This window comes from Pseudomonas sp. SWRI77 (genome assembly GCF_014269105.1).
In the GTDB taxonomy this organism is placed as follows: domain Bacteria; phylum Pseudomonadota; class Gammaproteobacteria; order Pseudomonadales; family Pseudomonadaceae; genus Aquipseudomonas; species Aquipseudomonas capeferrum.
This window is the reverse complement of the sequence record NZ_JABWRV010000023.1, coordinates 72,324-90,563: the sequence shown is the minus strand read 5'-3', so window position 1 is coordinate 90,563 and position 18,240 is coordinate 72,324. Positions and strand designations below refer to the sequence as shown.

Annotated in this window: 17 protein-coding genes; 7 read left to right on the top strand and 10 right to left on the bottom strand. The window is 63.5% G+C overall.

Annotation, left to right across the window (positions count from 1 at the left end; translation table 11 throughout):
• Nucleotides 1-49 precede the first annotated feature (49 nt).
• The 3 genes from HU766_RS20590 to HU766_RS20580 are packed head-to-tail and all read left to right on the top strand — an operon-like array spanning nt 50 to nt 1,423.
• The gene (locus HU766_RS20590) at nt 50-406 is read left to right on the top strand and encodes a VOC family protein (RefSeq protein ID WP_186660190.1); all 357 of its coding nucleotides are present in this window, start codon (nt 50-52) and stop codon (nt 404-406) included.
• The gene (locus HU766_RS20585; protein WP_033696704.1) at nt 406-1,026 is read left to right on the top strand and encodes a TetR/AcrR family transcriptional regulator; all 621 of its coding nucleotides are present in this window, start codon (nt 406-408) and stop codon (nt 1,024-1,026) included. The genes HU766_RS20590 and HU766_RS20585 overlap by 1 nt, the downstream gene beginning before the upstream one ends.
• A gap of 1 nt (nt 1,027) precedes the next feature.
• Nucleotides 1,028-1,423, top strand: a complete 396-nt coding sequence (locus tag HU766_RS20580) for a DUF4440 domain-containing protein (protein ID WP_186660188.1) — start codon at nt 1,028-1,030, stop codon at nt 1,421-1,423.
• Nucleotides 1,424-1,463: 40 nt separating this feature from the next.
• On the opposite strand, the gene preA is transcribed toward HU766_RS20580, so the two are convergent.
• The 3 genes from preA to hydA form a co-directional block, all read right to left on the bottom strand.
• Nucleotides 1,464-2,738, bottom strand: coding sequence for an NAD-dependent dihydropyrimidine dehydrogenase subunit PreA (gene preA, locus HU766_RS20575; protein WP_033696706.1), 1,275 nt, complete (start codon nt 2,736-2,738; stop codon nt 1,464-1,466).
• A complete protein-coding gene (locus HU766_RS20570) occupies nt 2,739-4,106 on the bottom strand; it encodes an FAD-dependent oxidoreductase (RefSeq protein WP_186660186.1) in 1,368 nt (455 codons plus the stop codon).
• A gap of 106 nt (nt 4,107-4,212) precedes the next feature.
• Complete coding sequence (gene hydA, locus HU766_RS20565; protein ID WP_186660184.1) at nt 4,213-5,652, bottom strand: dihydropyrimidinase; 1,440 nt, start codon at nt 5,650-5,652, stop codon at nt 4,213-4,215.
• Nucleotides 5,653-6,268: 616 nt separating this feature from the next.
• Between hydA and HU766_RS20560 the strand changes: the two genes are divergently transcribed.
• Nucleotides 6,269-7,759: an NCS1 family nucleobase:cation symporter-1 gene (locus HU766_RS20560; protein ID WP_033696709.1), complete on the top strand. Its 1,491-nt coding sequence runs from the start codon at nt 6,269-6,271 to the stop codon at nt 7,757-7,759.
• A gap of 45 nt (nt 7,760-7,804) precedes the next feature.
• A complete protein-coding gene (locus HU766_RS20555; RefSeq protein ID WP_186660183.1) occupies nt 7,805-9,088 on the top strand; it encodes a Zn-dependent hydrolase in 1,284 nt (427 codons plus the stop codon).
• Between the two features lie 115 nt (nt 9,089-9,203).
• Here HU766_RS20555 and HU766_RS20550 read toward each other — a convergent pair whose 3' ends face one another.
• From HU766_RS20550 to nhaB, 4 genes are all read right to left on the bottom strand, one after another.
• Entirely contained in the window at nt 9,204-10,163 is a 960-nt protein-coding gene (locus tag HU766_RS20550; protein ID WP_186660180.1) for a ribonuclease Z, read from the bottom strand.
• 17 nt (nt 10,164-10,180) lie between these two features.
• The gene (locus tag HU766_RS26455; protein ID WP_346656701.1) at nt 10,181-10,954 is read right to left on the bottom strand and encodes an NIPSNAP family protein; all 774 of its coding nucleotides are present in this window, start codon (nt 10,952-10,954) and stop codon (nt 10,181-10,183) included.
• A 48-nt stretch (nt 10,955-11,002) separates the two neighbouring features.
• The gene (locus HU766_RS20535) at nt 11,003-11,554 is read right to left on the bottom strand and encodes a lipocalin family protein (RefSeq protein WP_077068357.1); all 552 of its coding nucleotides are present in this window, start codon (nt 11,552-11,554) and stop codon (nt 11,003-11,005) included.
• A gap of 172 nt (nt 11,555-11,726) precedes the next feature.
• Nucleotides 11,727-13,229: a sodium/proton antiporter NhaB gene (gene nhaB, locus HU766_RS20530; RefSeq protein WP_186660178.1), complete on the bottom strand. Its 1,503-nt coding sequence runs from the start codon at nt 13,227-13,229 to the stop codon at nt 11,727-11,729.
• 151 nt (nt 13,230-13,380) lie between these two features.
• Between nhaB and HU766_RS20525 the strand changes: the two genes are divergently transcribed.
• Together HU766_RS20525 and nudC are read left to right on the top strand one after the other, a co-directional pair.
• Entirely contained in the window at nt 13,381-14,193 is an 813-nt protein-coding gene (locus HU766_RS20525; protein ID WP_047581826.1) for a crotonase/enoyl-CoA hydratase family protein, read from the top strand.
• Between the two features lie 34 nt (nt 14,194-14,227).
• The gene (gene nudC / locus HU766_RS20520; protein ID WP_186660169.1) at nt 14,228-15,058 is read left to right on the top strand and encodes an NAD(+) diphosphatase; all 831 of its coding nucleotides are present in this window, start codon (nt 14,228-14,230) and stop codon (nt 15,056-15,058) included.
• Here the strand turns inward: nudC and HU766_RS20515 are convergent.
• The 3 genes from HU766_RS20515 to HU766_RS20505 all read right to left on the bottom strand — a co-directional run bounded on the left by HU766_RS20515 (nt 15,026) and on the right by HU766_RS20505 (nt 18,238).
• On the bottom strand, nt 15,026-15,805 hold the full coding sequence (locus HU766_RS20515; RefSeq protein ID WP_033696718.1) for a TSUP family transporter: 780 nt from the start codon (nt 15,803-15,805) through the stop codon (nt 15,026-15,028). The genes nudC and HU766_RS20515 overlap by 33 nt on opposite strands.
• 143 nt (nt 15,806-15,948) lie before the next feature.
• The gene (locus HU766_RS20510) at nt 15,949-16,779 is read right to left on the bottom strand and encodes an alpha/beta hydrolase (RefSeq protein ID WP_156310083.1); all 831 of its coding nucleotides are present in this window, start codon (nt 16,777-16,779) and stop codon (nt 15,949-15,951) included.
• 112 nt (nt 16,780-16,891) lie between these two features.
• Nucleotides 16,892-18,238 (bottom strand): glutamine synthetase, encoded by a 1,347-nt coding sequence (locus tag HU766_RS20505; RefSeq protein WP_186660206.1) that lies wholly within the window; start codon nt 18,236-18,238, stop codon nt 16,892-16,894.
• Nucleotides 18,239-18,240: the final 2 nt, after the last annotated feature.

Genomic DNA, 18,240 nt, shown 5'->3' with positions numbered 1-18,240 from the left:
GAAACGACCGGAGTAGACTAGGGCAATTACCTCTCGGCAAGGAGCACGCATGAGCGTTCGTGGCCACGATCGGCAGATCGACAACATCGAATTCAATGTCAGCGATATCGCACGGAGCAAGGCCTTTTATGGCAGCATCTTCGGCTGGCGCTTCACCGATTACGGCCCTGCCTACACTGAATTCAGCGATGGTCGGCTGACGGGTGGCTTTACTACAGGCGAGCCGGTACGCCCGGGTGGCCCGCTGGTCATCCTGTACGCCGACGACCTCGACGCCACGCAGCAGCGGGTCGAGGCCGCCGGTGCGCAGATCAGCCGTGCCACGTTCTCGTTCCCCGGCGGGCGAAGGTTCCACTTCGTCGACCAGGACGGCTATGAACTGGCGGTGTGGACGGCCCAAGCTTGATGGCCAACCACAAGATCGAGATCCGCCGGCGCAACATCGAGAAGATTCTCCAGGCTGCAGAAAAGGTGTTCGCCGAGAAAGGCTATGGCGCCACCTCGATGGGCGATATCGCCGAGCAGGCCGAGTTGCCGCGCTCCAACCTTCATTACTACTTCAGCACCAAGGACGACCTGTTCCGCGCCGTGCTGCAGGACCTGCTGGATGTGTGGAAGCAGGATGCGCTGTGTTTCGAGAACTTCGATGACCCACGTGTGGTGCTCACCAGCTACATCCGCGCCAAGATGGGCCATTCGCGGTCACGCTCGCTGGGCTCGAAAATCTGGGCTGAAGAAATGCTGCACGGCGCGCCCGTGCTGGGCGTGAGCCTGGACGAAAGCCTGGTGCCCTGGGCGAAGCTGAAGGAGACCAAGATTCGCCGTTGGGTGGAAGACGGGCGCATCCTGCCGGTAGAGCCGTCTGCGCTGTTGTACATGATCTGGGCATCGACCCAGCACTATGCCGACTTTGGCTATCAAGTGGCGTTGCTCAATGGCGGCGAGCCCTTGTCGGACATGGCATTCGAAAACGCGGTGCAGACGGTGACCAGTGTCATCCTGCGTGGCATTGGTTTGGAACCTTGATATGACCTTGAGTGAACGGGCTGCACGCAGCATCCACGATGTACATGATCTGATCCATGCAGTATTCACCCGGCCCGCTGCGCGAACCGAGGCGCTTCGCAGCGAGTTGTTGGCAGTGTTTGCCGACAACTTCAGTATGGTCACCACGGCGGGCGCGATCGTTGATCGGCAGCAGGTGGGGCAGTTGTTCGAGCGGGGGGCCGGGGCTCGGCCAGGGCTGGAAATCGAGGTCAGTGACGTGCAGGTAGTGTGGCAGGCGGGGGCGAGTGTGGCGGTGCGCTACAAGGAGACGCACCGGTTGCAGGGGCAGGAGACTGCGCGGTATTCGTTGGCCATTGTGGAGTGTGACGAGCAGCGGGTGGTGTGGGTGTACCTGCATGAGACGGCGGTGGTTTGACCAGAGATGGGGCCGCGCAGCGGCCCCGGCCTTTTCAGCCTCAGCTCGCCTCGCGATAGGGGTTACGCGGATCCTGCGTCCAGTTCAGATAAGGCTTGCCGGTATCCTGCGCCACCATGTCGATGCAGTTTTCCACCGGGCAGGTGATCTGGCACAGGTTACAGCCCACGCATTCCTCCTCGATCACGCTGTAGATGTGGGTGCCATCAGCCTTGGCCGTGCTGGCAATGGCCTGGTGCGACGTATCTTCGCAGGCGATGTGGCAGCGCCCGCAACCGATGCAGGCGTCCTGGTCGATGTGTGCCACTGACTTGTAGTTGATGTCCAGGTACTTCCAGTCGGTGGTATGCCCCACAGCCTGGCCTCTGAACGCCTCCAGGTTGCGGTGCCCATGCTGGTCCATCCAGCGGGCCAGGCCGTCTTTCATGTCTTCGACGATACGGAACCCATGCAGCATCGCGGCCGTGCACACCTGCACGGCGCCGCTGCCCAGGGCGATGAACTCGGCAGCGTCACGCCAGTTGCCGATACCGCCGATGCCGCAAATCGGCAAGCCACGTGTCTCGGGGTCGCGGGCGATCTCCGCGACCATGTTCAGGGCGATCGGCTTGACCGCCGAGCCGCAGTAACCACCATGGGTGCTCTGGTCGCCGACGATGGGGTGGGCCACCATGCGGTCCAGGTCAACGCTGGTGATCGAGTTGATGGTGTTGATCAACGACACCGCATCCGCCCCGCCGCGGTGCGCGGCGCGGGCCGACTGGCGAATGTCGGTGATGTTCGGCGTGAGCTTGACGATCACCGGCAGGGCGCAATAAGTCTTGCACCAGCGGGTGACCATCTCCACATACTCCGGCACCTGGCCGACCGCCGCGCCCATGCCACGTTCAGGCATGCCGTGGGGGCAGCCGAAGTTCAGTTCGATGCCATCGGCGCCCGTGGCCTCCACCAGGGGCAGGATGAACTTCCACGATTGTTCCTCGCACGGCACCATCAGCGATACGATCAACGCGCGGTCGGGCCAGTCCTTCTTCACCTGGGTGATCTCACGCAGGTTGATCTCCAGCGAGCGGTCGGTGATCAGCTCGATGTTGTTGATACCCTGCACCTGGCGGTTGGCGCCGTAGTGCGCTGAGTAGCGCGACGACACGTTGACCGCCGCCGGGTCCTCGCCCAGGGTCTTCCAGACCACGCCGCCCCAACCGGCCTCGAACGCGCGGACCACGTTGTAGGCCTTGTCGGTGGGTGGCGCCGAGGCCAGCCAGAAAGGGTTGGGCGCCTTGATACCGGCGAATTCGATAGACAAGTCGGCCATTTACGCAGCCTCCACATTGAGCATGAGTTGGGCATGGATGGCTTCAGCGGCCAGCTTGCCGTGTTGCACGGCCTGGACGGTGAGGTCCTGGCCCAGGGCGGTGCAGTCGCCGCCCGCGTAGACACCCGCAAGGCTGGTGCGCATGTGCGCATCGACGTGGATGCGTTCACCGTCGCGGGCCAGTTGCGTGGCCACGGGGTCGATGAGACTGGCGTCGTCGAAGCGCTGGCCGATGGCCTTGAAGATCGCATCGGCGGCCAGCTCGAAGGTTTCGCCGGTGTCGCGCAGGCGCCCATCTGCCAGTGCCGTGCGGGCGAAGCGCATGCCGCGCACCTTGCCGGCGTCATCCAGCAACACGGCATCGGGGCGCGCCCAGGTGTGCAGGCGCACCTGGTTGGCCTTGGCGATGTCCTGCTCGTGGTCGGTGGCGCCCATGTCGGCGTGGCCGCGGCGGTACACCAGGTTGACGTCACGGGCGCCCAGGCGGCTCATCTGCACGGCCATGTCGATGGCGGTGTTACCGGCGCCGATCACCAGGCAGCGGTCGGCCAGCGGCAGTTGGCTCAGGTCGTCGGTCTGGCGCAGTTCGCGGATGTATGCAGTGGCGGCGAGCACGCCAGGCGCTTCTTCATCGGCCAGGCCGAGCTGACGCACAGCATTCAGGCCAAGGCCCAGGAATACCGCATCGTACTGATCGCGCAGCTCGCCCAGGCTGAGGTTGCTACCCAGGCGTTGACCGTGGCGAATTTCGATACCGCCGATACCCAGCAGGAATTCCACCTCGCGCTGGGCGTAGTCGTCTACAAACTTATAACGGGCAATGCCGTACTCGTTGAGGCCACCGGCCTTGTCGCACGCTTCGAAGACCACTACGTCGTGCCCATGCATGGCCAGGCGGTGCGCGCAGGATAACCCGGCCGGGCCTGCGCCGACCACGGCGATGCGCTTGCCGGTGGCTGGCGAGCGGGTGAAGGGGTGCTCGGTGAAGTGGGCGTTGTCCAAGGCATAGCGCTGCAGTTGGCCGATCAGCACCGGTGCGCATTCCTGGGCGTTGTTGCGCACGCAGGCTTGCTGGCAGAGGATTTCGGTCGGGCATACCCGCGCACAGCTGCCGCCGAGGATATTCGCCGACAGAATGCGTTCGGCAGCGCCTTGCAGGTTCTCGTCACTGATGCGGTGGATGAACGAGGGGATGTCGATTTCGCTTGGGCAGGCATTGACGCAGGGGGCGTCGTAGCAATACAGGCAGCGGGCGCTTTCCACGGCGGCCTGGCGGGCGGTGAGGGGCGGGGCGAGGTCGCCGAAGCGCTCGGCCAACTGGTCGGCGCCGGCCCGGGGGCGCGGCAAGTGGTTCAGGGCATCGATCACGGTTGTTAGCCTCTCTTTTCTTTTTTGGATGTGGCAGTCAACGGCAATACGGCGCCGCCCGGCCTCTTCAGGGCCGGTACGGCAGTGCGGGTGCTGTGGGTAAGGCTCAGCGCTGGACGGGTGTCGGGCGCTGCTGCTCGGCGCGTCGGCCCAACACCTCGTACACCGAGGGGTAGGCCGGGCGCTCCACGTAACGGCCGGCGCCAGGTTCGGCGCGCAGGTCGCCATCGGCCCAGACCACACGGCCCTGGCTGATGGTGTGGCTGGGGATGCCGCGCACGGTGCGGCCTTCGAAAATGTTGAAGTCCACGCGCTGGTGGTGGGTCTGCGCCGAGATCAATCGCGTGCCCTCTGGGTCCCACAGCACCAGGTCGGCATCGGCACCGACGCGGATGGCGCCCTTGCGCGGGAACAGGTTGAAGATCTTCGCGGTGTTGGTGGAAGTCAGTGCGACGAACTCCTGCATCGACAGGCGCCCACTGTTGACCCCGGCATCCCACAGCACGGCCATGCGGTCCTCGATACCGGCGGTGCCATTGGGGATGCGGCTGAAGTCGTCGCGGCCCATAGCCTTCTGCTCGGCGCAGAAACAGCAGTGGTCGGTGGCGGTGGTGTGCAGGTTGCCCGATTGCAGGCCGCGCCACAGGGCTTCCTGGTGTTCCCGTGGGCGGAAGGGCGGGCTCATCACGTAGCCGGCGGCGGTGGCCCAGTCCGGGCTGCGGTAGACGCTGTCATCGAGCAGCAGGTGGCCGGGCAGTACTTCACCGTACACCGGCTGGCCTTTGGCCCGGGCATAGGTGATTTCGTCCAGCGCTTCGCGGCTTGAGATGTGCACCACATACAGCGGCGTACCGATGGTTTCGGCAATGCGGATGGCGCGACTGGCGGCTTCGCCTTCGACCTGCGAAGGGCGCGACAGGGGGTGTGCCTCGGGGCCCGTCATGCCCTGGGCCAGCAGTTTTTTCTGCAGGTGGTAGACCAGTTCGCCGTTCTCGGCATGCACGGTGGGCACCGCGCCCAGTTGCAGGCAGCGCTCGAAGCTGGCCACCAGCGTGTCGTCGGCGGCCATGATGGCGTTCTTGTAGGCCATGAAGTGCTTGAAGCTGTTGACCCCGTGCTTGGCCACCAGCTCGCCCATTTCTTCGGCGACCTGCTCGCTCCACCAGGTGATGGCGACGTGGAAGCCGTAGTCGCAGGCGCTCTTCTGTGCCCAGCCACGCCAGGTGTGGAAGGCCTCCAGCAACGACTGCTGCGGGTTGGGGATGACGAAGTCGATGATCGAGGTGGTACCGCCGGCCAGGCCTGCAGCAGTGCCGCTGAAGAAGTCCTCGCTGGCCACGGTGCCCATGAAGGGCAGTTGCATGTGGGTGTGCGGGTCGATGCCGCCGGGCATCAGGTACTGGCCAGTGCCGTCGAGGATTTCGCAGTCGGTGGGGGGGTCGAGGTTTTCGCCAATGGCGCGGATCACACCCTCGACACACAAAACATCGGCGGGGTAACGCTCTTCGTGGGTTATCACGGTGGCACCACGGATCAACAGGGACATGCCGTCTTCCTCGCAGGCTGACCGGTCTGGGCCGGTTCTTGAATTGTTATCGGCCAGTGGCTGAAGGGTGACTTGCAATCCTGTCAGACCTGACAAGAATGAAATTTAGATGGTGATTTGAGATTGTTCAAGAAAATAATTTATTAGCTTATAACATTTATAAGTTATTGATATTAAAGGTAAAAATATAGAAATCACCAAAATGGTGAGGCCCTTCACCATTTTGACGCACTTGACAAGAAGCCAAATTGGTCAAGATTTTCCATGCAAAATCAGCTGCTTGATAACCGGTTCGAAGGGCCGGCTATCCTGCTCAAAAAACCAGGCTGCACCAGATTGAAACCAAAGGCAGGGTGCAGGGGCGGCCGAAGGTGGTATGCGCAGCAGGCGAGGGGAACACCGTACTTTCGCCAGGCGCAGATAAATGCTTTGCAGTTCAGTTGATTACCTCCGGTAGGCGGCGGCCACCCGGGACGGCGCAGGCCAACCCGGCACGCAATTTGAGTACGGCCACAACCGCCAGGCCGGACCGGAGGAGCAGTACTGGTGGTGTGTGTACTCCGGCCATCGCGTTAGCCCGATGAGCAAACAATTAGAAAAACCTGGAGAAGGCCCCATGCAACAGAGCAGATCGCAAGTGATCGAGCAGGAAGGCCTGTTCGAGCTGGAGGCGGGCAGTGACGTGCTCGACAGCCCGCGCTACAACCACGACATCGCGCCCACCAAGGTGCACCAGCGCACCTGGAACAAGTGGCACATCACCGCCTTGTGGGTGGGCATGTCCATCTGCGTACCCACCTACACCCTGGGCGGTGTGCTCACGGCCTACTTTGGCCTGAGCGTGGGTGAAGCGTTGCTGGCGATCCTGCTGGCCAACCTGATCGTGCTGATCCCGCTGACCCTCAACGCGTTCCCCGGCACCAAGTACGGCATCCCCTTTCCGGTGCTGCTGCGTTCCTCGTTCGGCATCCTTGGCTCTAACGTGCCGTGCCTGATCCGCGCCGTCGTCGCCTGCGGCTGGTTCGGCATCCAGACGATGTTCGGCGGCCTGGCCATTCACCTGTTCCTCGGTTCGATGTTCGATGGCTGGAAGGCCCTGGAGGGCACCGGTGAGGTGATTGGCTTCATGATCTTCTGGGCCCTCAACCTGTGGGTGGTGCTGCGCGGGGCGGAGTCGATCAAATGGCTTGAAACCCTTTCAGCGCCATTGCTGGTGGCGGTCGGCATCGGCCTGCTGGTGTGGGCTCTGCCGCACATGTCGATGACCGAGTTGCTGGCGCAACCGCCCAAGCGGCCCGAGGGCGCCAGCGTGGTCAGTTACTTCTGTGCCGGGCTCACCGCCATGGTCGGTTTCTGGGCCACGTTGTCGCTGAACATTCCCGACTTCAGCCGCTACGCGAAAAGCCAGAAGGACCAGATTCTGGGGCAGATCTTCGGCTTGCCGCTGACCATGTTCCTGTTCGCCGCCCTGGGTGTGGTGCTGACCGCCGCTTCGGCGTCGCTGGTGGGCGAAACGGTGTCGGACCCGGTGAGCCTGATCGGCAAGATCCAGAGCCCAGGCTGGGTGGCCCTGGCCATGGCACTGATCGTGATCGCCACACTGTCGACCAACACTGCGGCGAACATCGTGTCGCCAACCAATGACTTCCAGAACATCGCCCCACGCCTGATCGGGCGTAGCCGTGCGGTGTGGCTGACCGGCCTTATCGGCTTGGCGCTGATGAGTCACGAACTGCTCAAAAAGCTTGGCTTGATCGTTTCCGACCTGAGCCTTGAGAGCGTCTATTCCAACTGGTTGCTGGGCTATTCGAGCCTGCTTGGGCCCATTGCCGGGATCATGGTGGTGGACTACTTCCTGATCCGTCGCCAGCGTCTGGACCTGGCCGGGCTGTACCGCGACGACGTGTATCCGGCCTGGAACTGGGCAGGTTTTGCGGCCTTCGCTCTGCCGGTGGCGCTGACCGTCATGGCCATCGGCAACAGCAGTTTCAGCTGGTTCTACGACTACGGCTGGTTCACCGGTTCGCTGCTGGGTGGGGCGCTTTACTACGTCCTCGGCGGCGTGGCGGCGCGCAGCCCGACGCGGCTGGCCAAGCCTTTGCCGTGACCGCTTGCCAGTACCGACAACTAGAAATGCCTGAGGAGAACGACCATGACCCCAGCCAAGCAAGTGCTGCATTCCACCCAACGCCACGTCGACAGCGCGCGCCTGTGGCAATCGTTGATGGACCTGGCCCGCCTCGGCGCCACGGCCAAGGGCGGCGTCTGCCGCCTGGCGCTGACCGACCTCGACCGTCAGGCCCGTGACCTGTTCGTTCAATGGTGCGAGGCGGCCGGTTGCAGCGTCAGTGTGGACGCGGTCGGCAACATCTTTGCCCGCCGACCGGGGCGCAACCCCAAACTGCCCCCGGTGATGACGGGCAGCCATATCGATACCCAGCCCACCGGCGGCAAGTTCGATGGCTGCTTCGGGGTGATGGCTGGGTTGGAGGTGATCCGTACCCTCAACGACTTGGGCGTGGAAACCGAAGCACCGCTGGAAGTGGTGGTGTGGACCAACGAGGAAGGTTCGCGCTTTGCGCCTTGCATGATGGGCTCGGGGGTGTTTGCCGGGAAGTTCACCCTGGAAGACACCCTGGCCAAGCGCGATGCCCAGGGCGTCAGTGTTGGCGAGGCGCTCAACGCCATCGGCTACGCGGGCCAGCGCGCCGTGCTAGGCCACCCGGTGGGGGCTTACTTCGAAGCGCATATCGAGCAGGGGCCGATTCTCGAAGACCAGGCCAAGACCATCGGCGTCGTGCTTGGGGCCTTGGGCCAGAAGTGGTTCGACCTGACCTTGCGCGGTGTAGAAGCCCACGCAGGCCCGACGCCCATGCACCTGCGCAAGGATGCCCTGGTGGGGGCGGCGGCGGTGGTCGAGGCGGTCAACCGCGCCGCCCTTGGTCATCAGCCGCATGCCTGTGGCACGGTGGGTTGCTTGCAGGCCTACCCTGGGTCGCGCAACGTGATTCCGGGTGAGGTGCGCATGACCCTGGATTTTCGCCACCTTGAAGGTGAGCAGCTGGATGCGATGATCGCCGAGGTGCGTGGGGTGATCGAAAGCACTTGCGCCAAGCATGGCCTGGCGCATGAGCTGACCCCCACGGCGGATTTCCCGGCGTTGTACTTCGACAAGGCGTGTGTCGATGCGGTGCGGGATTCGGCAGATACGCTGGGGCTGGCGCACATGGATATTGTCAGCGGCGCCGGGCATGACGCGATCTTTTTGGCTGAGCTGGGGCCGGCGGGGATGATTTTTGTGCCGTGCGAGAATGGCATCAGCCATAACGAAATCGAGAATGCCACGCCGGAGGATCTGGCGGCGGGGTGTGCGGTGTTGTTGCGGGCGATGCTGGCGGCTTCGGAGGCGATTGCCAGTGGGCGGTTGGCGGCTTAAAGCCGCTAGGCCCTTGGTTTGAGGTTTCAGCGCCCATGAGATCGAGCGCCACGCGGGCGGCGCTCGATCTCATGGCGCCATACCTACGGCATGCACCTGTCAGCCCAACCCCAATCTACCCAACCGCCACCAGACACCCATCGCGCCCAATGTGATACCGCTGCAGGTCCCGGGCCAAGGTCAAATGCCCGTGGTAATGGGCCAGCGCCTCGACCCGAACATCATCGATGGATGGACTGCGCCGTGAATCACTCTGATACCGCGCACTGAAATGCGTCAGCACCAGGTTACGTACCCCTGCGGCCTCGGCAAACCGTGCCACTTGCGCCGCCGTGCTATGGCCGAATGTAGCCCCCGTGCGTTCGATGATCGCCTGGGTAAAGGTCGCCTCATGCACCAGGACATCCACGCCCTTGGCGACCTCCGCCAGCAGCTCGGGCCTGTCGTTGTCACCGCACACAATCACTCGCCGTGCCGCTCGCGACGCGCGCAGGTAATCATGCCCGTGCAGGGTTCGCCCCCCATGTTCCACCGACAGCCCCTTGGCCAGGTCACCCCACAACGGCCCGCGAGGGATGCCCTCGGCATCCAGGCGTTGCACGTCCAGGCGCGGCTCAGGGTTGAGCTCGGTAAACACGAAGCCAACGCTCGGCACCCGATGCGACAGCTGCACGGTACTGACCTGCAGCGTCTCGCTACGCCAGTCAGCCAGGCTCTCTACTGCCAGCAGGCGCACTTCGAAAGGCAGGTAGCTGTCGCTGGCAGCCAGGCTCAGCCTCACCCAATCATGCAGCGCGGCGGGCAGGACCAGGTCCAGCGGCTGGGTCCGTCCGCTCATTCCGGCACTGGCCAGCAAACCCGGCAGGCCGAAGCAATGGTCGCCGTGAACATGAGTGATGAAGATGCCGCGCAGGTCGCGTATCGATAACGGCGTGTGCAGTAGCCGGTGTTGCGTGCCTTCGCCGCAATCGACCAGGTACCAGTGGCTGCCGCTGGCTTCGATAACGGCGGTTGCACTGACGTTGCGGGCCTTGGTCGGCACACCGGCACTGGTGCCTAGAAACAGCAGGTCCATGATCTGCCTCCTTCAGTTCAACCGAGCAGCGACAGGTCGCGCAGCATGGCTTGCAACCCTTCGGGGACAAGCGGGCCGATACTGTCGAAGTCGGCGCTGTCGCACCACTTGGCGCGAAAAGGGCTGCCGTTGGATTCGCGGCCTTCCAGCCACGGCTGCTGGTACAAGCTGGCGTCATCGAAGCGAGCATCGAAAACCTGCACAATCTCATGCCCCGGTGCACCGGCATAGGTGAACAGGCTCTCCAGCGTACCAAGCAAGCGCACATCGCTGATCGACTGCCCCAGTTCTTCTTCGATTTCCCGGGCGATGGCTGCACTGCCCCGTTCACCAAACTCGATACCGCCACCGAGCGGTCGGCACAGCGTCCGTTGCGTCACAGGGTCATCGAAGACGTTGACCAGGATCTTGCCCTGGTGATGGAACACGCACAGGGCAAGTGAGCGAATGCGCGGCTCGAGCAGTGGCTTGAGGAAGCTGCGCTCATCGCTGAGGATAAACCGTTGCTCAGTGGCCAGGGCCACCGCGGCGATGCATTCGGGGTCGGTCTCCGCCTGTTTGCGGTATTGCTCGTAGGCCGCCAGGCTGGGAAAACTGAACAGGCAGTAGGCAACATTGTTGGCGCCTTCGGCAGGCAGGAAGTAGCCGTGGTGCTTGCCGCCCATGCGCGTGACCAGGCCCATCCACAGGCGCGAATAGGCCTCGAACGCTGGCAGCTGGTAAGGGTCGACGGTGTATTTGACGTGGCAGGTGATCAACGGCTCGTTCCTTCGAGGGGATGCGGGGCGCACACCTTAGCTTGATTGCCCCGCGTCGTCGACGAGCAGCCGTGCGGCGGGCTAGCCCTCCTGGCGCCAGATCAGCTTGCTGGTGTCATAGCCTTGCTTGCGGGCTATCGACAGCAGCTGTTCGCGCTCCTGGTCGGTGACCGCCGGGGTGCGCGAAAGCAGCCACAGGTACTCGCGGTTAGGGTGCCCGACCAGGGCTACGCGGTAGTCCTTGTCGTGGTAAAGCACCCAGTAGTCTCCCTTGGTCAGGCCCGGTGCCAGGCGGCTGAACCAGTTGTCGAACTGCACCCAAAGCTTGTCGGTCTTGCCTGGCTGCTGGGCTTCGGCGATGCCCTTGGCTTCATTCCATTGGCCGTCCTTTTCCTTGCAGCGGTTGTTGACGTCGATGCGGCCGTCCTCGCGCAGGCCGTAGTGCGCTTCGGATTGCACGCAGTTGCGCTGGAAGAACATCGGCAGGCGTGCCAGCTCGTACCACGTGCCTTGGTAGCGCTGCAGGTCGACCTGCTGCGTGGTGGGGGGCGTCTTGTGTTCGTCGTTGGACCCGGCGCAACCGATCAGGGCAAGGGTCATGCAGGAAAGCAACAGTGCCGAGCGCATCGCCATGGCGAACCTCCTTGAAGCGGATGGGGACTTATTGTGATTCGATGCAGGTTAGGGGCAAAAGTTGTATCGGGTTGGGTGTGGGATGTTTGTCTTTAGGATTGCAGCGTCTGAGATCGAGCGCCGCGCGGGCAGCGCTCGATCTCACAGACGCAGCAAAACCCAAGCCAGGACCTCACAACCAGTAGGTCACCGCCCACCACCCCAGCCCACCCATGACCACGGTATAAGGCAAGGCCATCCACACCATTCGGCCATACGACAGCCGGATCAGCGGCGCAACCGCCGAGGTCAGCAGAAACAGGAACGCCGCCTGCCCATTTGGGGTTGCCACGCTCGGCAGGTTGGTACCGGTGTTGATCGCCACCGCCAGCGTCTCGAAATGCTCGAGGCTCATGCCACCATTGAGAAACGCCTGCTTGACCTCGGTAATGTAGATGGTAGCGACAAACACGTTGTCGCTGATCGCCGACAGCAAACCGTTGGCCAGGTACAGCATGCCGGGTTGTTGTTCGGCGGGCAGCGCCAGTACCCAGGCGATCAGCGGGCTGAACAGCTGCTGTTGATGGATCACCGCGACCACGGCGAAAAACACCACCAGCAGCGCGGTGAACGGCATGGCGTCCTGGAAGGCACGGCCTAGGCGGTGCTCATCGGTAATGCCGGTAAACGCGGTGATCAGCACGATCACCAGCAGGCCCACCAGGCCAACCTCGGCAATGTGCAGGCCCAGGCAGATGATCAGGATCAGCGCGGCGCTGCCTTGCACCCACAGCGCGGCTCGCTGTGCCGCGGTGCGCGCGGCATCGTCTTCGGCGGCGTAGGCGGCCAGTACCTGGCGCACACGCTCGGGCATCAGCGTGCCGTAGCCGAACAGGCGCAGTTTTTCCAGCAGCACACAGGTCAGCAGCCCGGCGCCGAGCACCGGCAACGACACGGGCGCGACCTTGAAAAAGAAGTCGGCGAAGTGCCAACCCATCTCATGGCCGATCAACAGGTTCTGCGGTTCGCCCACCAGCGTGCACACGCCGCCCAACGCGGTACCTACCGCACCGTGCATCAGCAGGCTGCGCAGGAAGGCGCGGAACTGGTCGAGGTCTTCACGGTGCAGTTGGGGGATCTGCTGGTCGCTGTCGAGCGCGCTGTCTTCGCGCGGGTTGGCCCCGGAGGCGACACGGTGAAAGACCGCGTAGAAGCCTACCGCAGCACTGATGATCACCGCCGTAACGGTCAGGGCATCGAGAAAGGCCGAGAGAAACGCCGACAGCACGCAGAACAGGACCGACAGCAGCGCTTTCGAGCGCACGCCAAGCAGGATCCGCGAGAACAGGAACAGCAGTAGTTCCTTCATGAAGTGAATACCGGCAACCATGAACATCAGCAGCAGGATCACCGGGAAGTTGTGCTGCAGTTCTTCGTACAGCGCCTGAGGCGTGGTCATCTCCAGCAGCAGTGCTTCAACCAGCAATAATCCGCCAGGCATCAGCGGGTAGCACTTGAGCGCCATGCCCAGGGTGAAGATGAATTCGATCACCAGCACCCAGCCCGCCGTGACCGGGCCTGCAGTCAGCAACAGCAATGGGTTGAGCACCAGGAACAGGCCGATGACGGCCTTGTACCAGAGCGGTGACTGGCCCAGGAAATTGTGCGCGAGCGCGCCGGCCACGGAGCGTGACATGAATATGTATCCTTATAATTCGGCAATGCCGCACGGTGCCGGATCGGGCCGCCTTAGGCAAGGTGTGCAGTCCCGTTTTTGGCACAAGTGCGGCCTCGCGGCTGGGTTACCATCCTGCGCTATGAACCCTTCAACCGCAGGAGTGCCGCACGTGACCGAGTACAGCGCGTTCAAGGTCGAACTGACCGACAACATTGCCCACGTTCAGATCAACCGCCCGGAAAAGGTCAACGCCATGAACGCGGCCTTCTGGGAAGAGATCATCGACATCTTCCAGTGGGTCGACGACACCGATGCCGTGCGTGCCGTGGTCATCAGCGGGGCGGGCAAGCATTTTTCCGCCGGCATCGACTTGATGATGCTGGCCTCGCTGGCCGGCCAGATGGGCAAGGACGTCGGCCGTAATGCGCGCTTCCTGCGCAGTACCATCCTGCGCCTGCAGGGCTCGTTCAACGCCGTGGACAAATGCCGCAAACCGGTGCTGGCAGCGGTGCAGGGCTACTGCATTGGGGGGGCCATCGACCTCATCTCGGCGTGCGACATGCGCTACTGCAGCCAGGATGCGCAGTTCTCGATCAAGGAAATCGACATGGGCATGGCCGCTGATGTCGGCACGCTGCAACGTTTGCCACGTATCATCGGCGACGGCATGATGCGTGAGCTGGCATTCACCGGGCGCAACGTCGAGGCCGATGAGGCGCTGCGCATCGGCCTGGTCAACCGCGTCTATGATGATCAGGCCGCGCTGCTCGACGGGGTCTTTGCCATTGCCCGCGAGATTGCCGCAAAATCGCCGATCGCCGTGGCCGGCACCAAGGAAATGCTCAGCTACATGCGTGACCATCGCATTGACGATGGCCTGGAGTACATCGCCACCTGGAACGCCGCGATGCTGCAGTCCGAAGACCTGCGCGTGGCAGTGGCGGCGCACATGAGCAAACAGAAACCGACGTTCGCCGACTGACAGCTCGGGGGGCGCTCAGCAAGGAACCCCCAACATGTCAGCACGCTGGACTACCGCAGTACTCGACCCGCAGATCACCGGGGGCTGGGCCGTCGCCCGCAGCCCGGAAGGGTTCCTGGTGGACGACAACGGCGCGCTGTTCCCCCGCGAGTGGCTCAAGCGCCAGGACCTGGACGTACTGTGCGAGCATGGCATCGGTCACTTCGATGGCCAGCCGGTGTTCCTGCTCGAATTGCGCACCGCCACCGACGTGCCGGGGTGTGCCTGGCTTGGGTTGCGTGCGTTCATGCTCGAAGGCGACTTCGACCTGTACAAGGTGCTGGGCTACGCCGCGCAGATCGGCACCTGGGCCCGCGAACACCGGTTCTGCGGCAGTTGCGGCCAGGCGATGACGCAAATCCGTTGGGAGCGGGCAATGTATTGCCAGCCGTGTGACCTGCGCAGCTACCCACGCATTTCGCCGAGCATGATCGTGCTGGTCACCCGCGGTGACGAGATTCTGCTGGCGCGCTCGCCGCGTTTTGTCACCGGTGTCTACAGCACCCTGGCGGGCTTTGCCGAGCCAGGCGAGTCGGCCGAGGACTGCCTGGTACGCGAGGTGCGTGAAGAGGTGGCGGTCGAGGTGCAGAACATCCAGTACGTTGGCAGCCAGTGCTGGCCATTCCCCCATTCGATGATGCTGGGCTTCCATGCCGAGTACGCGGGCGGGGAGATTGTGATGCAACCGGACGAGATCGAGGACGCCCAGTGGTTCAGCGTGCACGACCTGCCGCCGCTGCCGGCCGGGCGTTCCATCGCCCGCTACCTGATCGACCTGTATGTGGCTCGGCGTCTAGGCCTGCCCGAACCAGTGCTGCCACGCTAGGCGCACGGTCAAGGCCAGCACCACGGTGATGAACACCGGGCGGATGAACTTGCTGCCGCCGCTGATCGCCGTGCGTGCGCCGAAGAAGGCGCCGACCATCACCGACAGGCCCATGGCCAGGCCGACGATGTAGTCCACCTGCCCGGAAATGATGAACACCGTCAGCGCCGCGATGTTGCTGACGAAGTTCATGCTGCGCGCCACGCCGCTGGCGCGCACCAGGTCGATGGGGTACAGCAGCAGGGTGCTTACGGTCCAGAATGCGCCGGTCCCGGGGCCGGCCACGCCATCATAGAAGCCCAGGGTGAAGCCTTGCGGCACTTGCCATTTCTTCTTGATCGGCGCATTGGCATCCAGCGGTGCCTTTGGCGTGCCGCCGAACAGCAGGTAGACCCCGCAGGCGAAGACCACCACCGGCAGCATCTTGTTCAGCCATTCGGCGGGCAAATAGTGGGCGATCACTGCGCCCAGCGAGGCGCCGACCAAGGTGGCGAACAGTGCCGGGCGCCACTGCGCAGGGTGGAACAGTTTGCGCTTGTAGTAGGTGAAACCGGCGGTGGCCGAGCCAAACGTGGAGCTGAGCTTGTTGGTGCCCAGCACCAGGTGCGGTGGCATGCCGGCCGTCAGCAATGCCGGCGTGGTGAGCAGGCCACCACCGCCGGCGATGGCGTCGATGAAGCCGGCGACGAAGGCGACCAGGGCCAGGATCAGCAGCGTGAGGGGTTCTACGGTGAGTTCGAAGGGCATTGGTATCTGGCAGGCAGGGAGGCAAGGGTGCGGCAAACGGCCGCGCTAGAAGTGGGACATGGTAATCCTGACGAGTGGGTGTTGCCAGTGCGGGCCGTTTCGCGGGTAAACCCGCTGCCATAGGGGCCCGCACTGGCACCGCTTCAGTTGCGGATGAATGCCAGCAAATCGGCATTGATCACATCGGCATGGGTGGTGGGCATGCCGTGCGGGAAGCCTTTGTAAGTCTTCAGCGTGCCGTTAGGCAGCAACTTAGCTGACAACGGGCCGGAATTCTCGTAGGGCACGATCTGGTCATCGTCGCCATGCATCACCAGAACCGGTTGGTTGATGCCCTTCAGGTCTTCGGTGAAGTCAGTCTGCGAGAACGCAACGATGCCGTCGTAGTGCGCCTTGGCGCTGCCGATCATGCCCTGGCGCCACCAGTTGCCGATGATGCCTTCAGCAGGTTCGACGCCAGGCCGGTTGTAGCCATAAAAGGGCCCTGTCGGCACGTCGCGGTAGAACTGCGCCCGGTTATCTGCCACCTGGGCCTGGAAGCCGTCGAACACCGACTTGGGCAGGCCGCCCGGGTTGGCAGGTGTTTGCACCATCAGCGGTGGCACGGCGGCAATCAGTACCGCCTTGGCGACCTTGTCGCCGGGGTAGCGCGCCATGTAGCGCACCACTTCGCCGCCGCCGGTCGAGTGGCCTACATGCACCGCGCCCTGGATGCCCAGATGTTCGACAACGGCCGCCACGTCGTCGGCGTAGTGGTCCATGTCATGGCCGTCCCACACCTGGCTGGAGCGCCCATGGCCGCGGCGGTCGTGGGCGACCACGCGAAAGCCCTCGGCCAGGAAAAACAGCAGCTGGGCGTCCCAGTCGTCGGCACTCAGCGGCCAGCCGTGGTGGAAGTGGATGACCGGCGCATCGCGCGGGCCCCAGTCCTTGTAGAAGATCTGAACGCCATCCTTCGTGGTTACGTAGCTCATGGTCGCGGCTCCTCTGTGCAGGGGGATTGCCAAGTGAGCTATTGAGAATAGGAGAGATTTTGGTCTTGTCAGTACCGGCCCCGCGAAAGGGCCAGCACTGACAATCAAGTCATTACAGGAACCATCGATATTCTCTGGCACTGACCTCCTGCATGAACGCCAGATGGTCCTGACGCTTGTTCTCGCAATACACCATCACGAACTCTTCCCCCAGCCCCTCATTCACCGCCGGGTGATTGCGCATCGCGGCTACGGCGCTGAGCATGTCCGTCGGAAAGTCGATACCGCTGCCACGGTCTTCGTTCAGCGGCGCAATCGGCTCCCGCGCCGCATCCAGCCCATGCTCCATGCCACACAGGATCGCCGCCAGCACCAGGTACGGGTTGGCGTCGGCACCCGCCAGACGATGCTCGATGCGTAAGTTGCGCGCATCGGACTCGGGAATGCGGATGCACGCATCGCGGTCCTCGAAGCCCCAGCTCGCACGGCTGGCAGCGTTGACCATGGCGCCATAGCGGCGAAAGGCATTGTGGTTGGCGGCAAAGATCGGCATGCAGTGCGGCAGGGTCGCCAGGCAGCCTGCCACCGCATGGCGCAGCGGGCGCTGCCCGTCGGCGGCCAGCAGGTTGTTGCCGTCGTTGTCATACAGGCTCACATGCACATGCATGCCGCTGCCCGGGGCTTGCAGGTAGGGTTTGCTCATGAACGAGGCGCGCAGGCCATGCTTGAGCGCCACGCCACGGGTGCTGCGGCAGAACAGGGCTGCCCAGTCGGCGGCGCGCAGGCCGTCGTCGCAGTGGCCGAAATTGATCTCGAACTGGCCCGGCCCCAATTCCGCCGTGATGACGTTGGCGTCGACGCCCTGCGCGTTGGCCGTTTCGACCATGTCGCGCAGCACGTCGCTGAAACGCGACAGCCGCTCGATATGCATGTTGGGCTGATCGTCCGGGTCATCGCTGAACGGGTCGCGCGGAAACTGCGGCAGGCCTTCCTTGAGTGCCCGCTCAAACAGGTAGAACTCCAGCTCGAATGCCACGACCGGGCGAATGCCACGCCGGGCCAGGCGCTGCAACACGCGGGCGAGCACTTCTCGTGGCTCGAACTCGATGGGCGCTGCGGTGCCATCGGAGCTGATCAGCATCTGGCCCAGCGGCTCGCGCTCCCAGGTGACCGGCTTGAGGGTGCCGGGGATCAGGCGCCGCAGCGCATCCGGATCTCCATCGTTGAAGCAATAGTCGCCAATCGGGAACAACCCGCCCTGTACCCCCAGCAGCACGCAGTTCTGTGGCAGTTTCAGCGGGCTGCCGGCGGCGACCTTTTCCAGCATGTCGATGGGGTAGCGCTTGCCGTAGAAATGCCCGGGGATATCCAGGCTTAGCAGGTCGACGTGGCGTACGCCGGGGTAGCGGGCACGGAACGCGCGTACTTCACTGAGCAGATCGGGAAAACCTGTGGTGATGG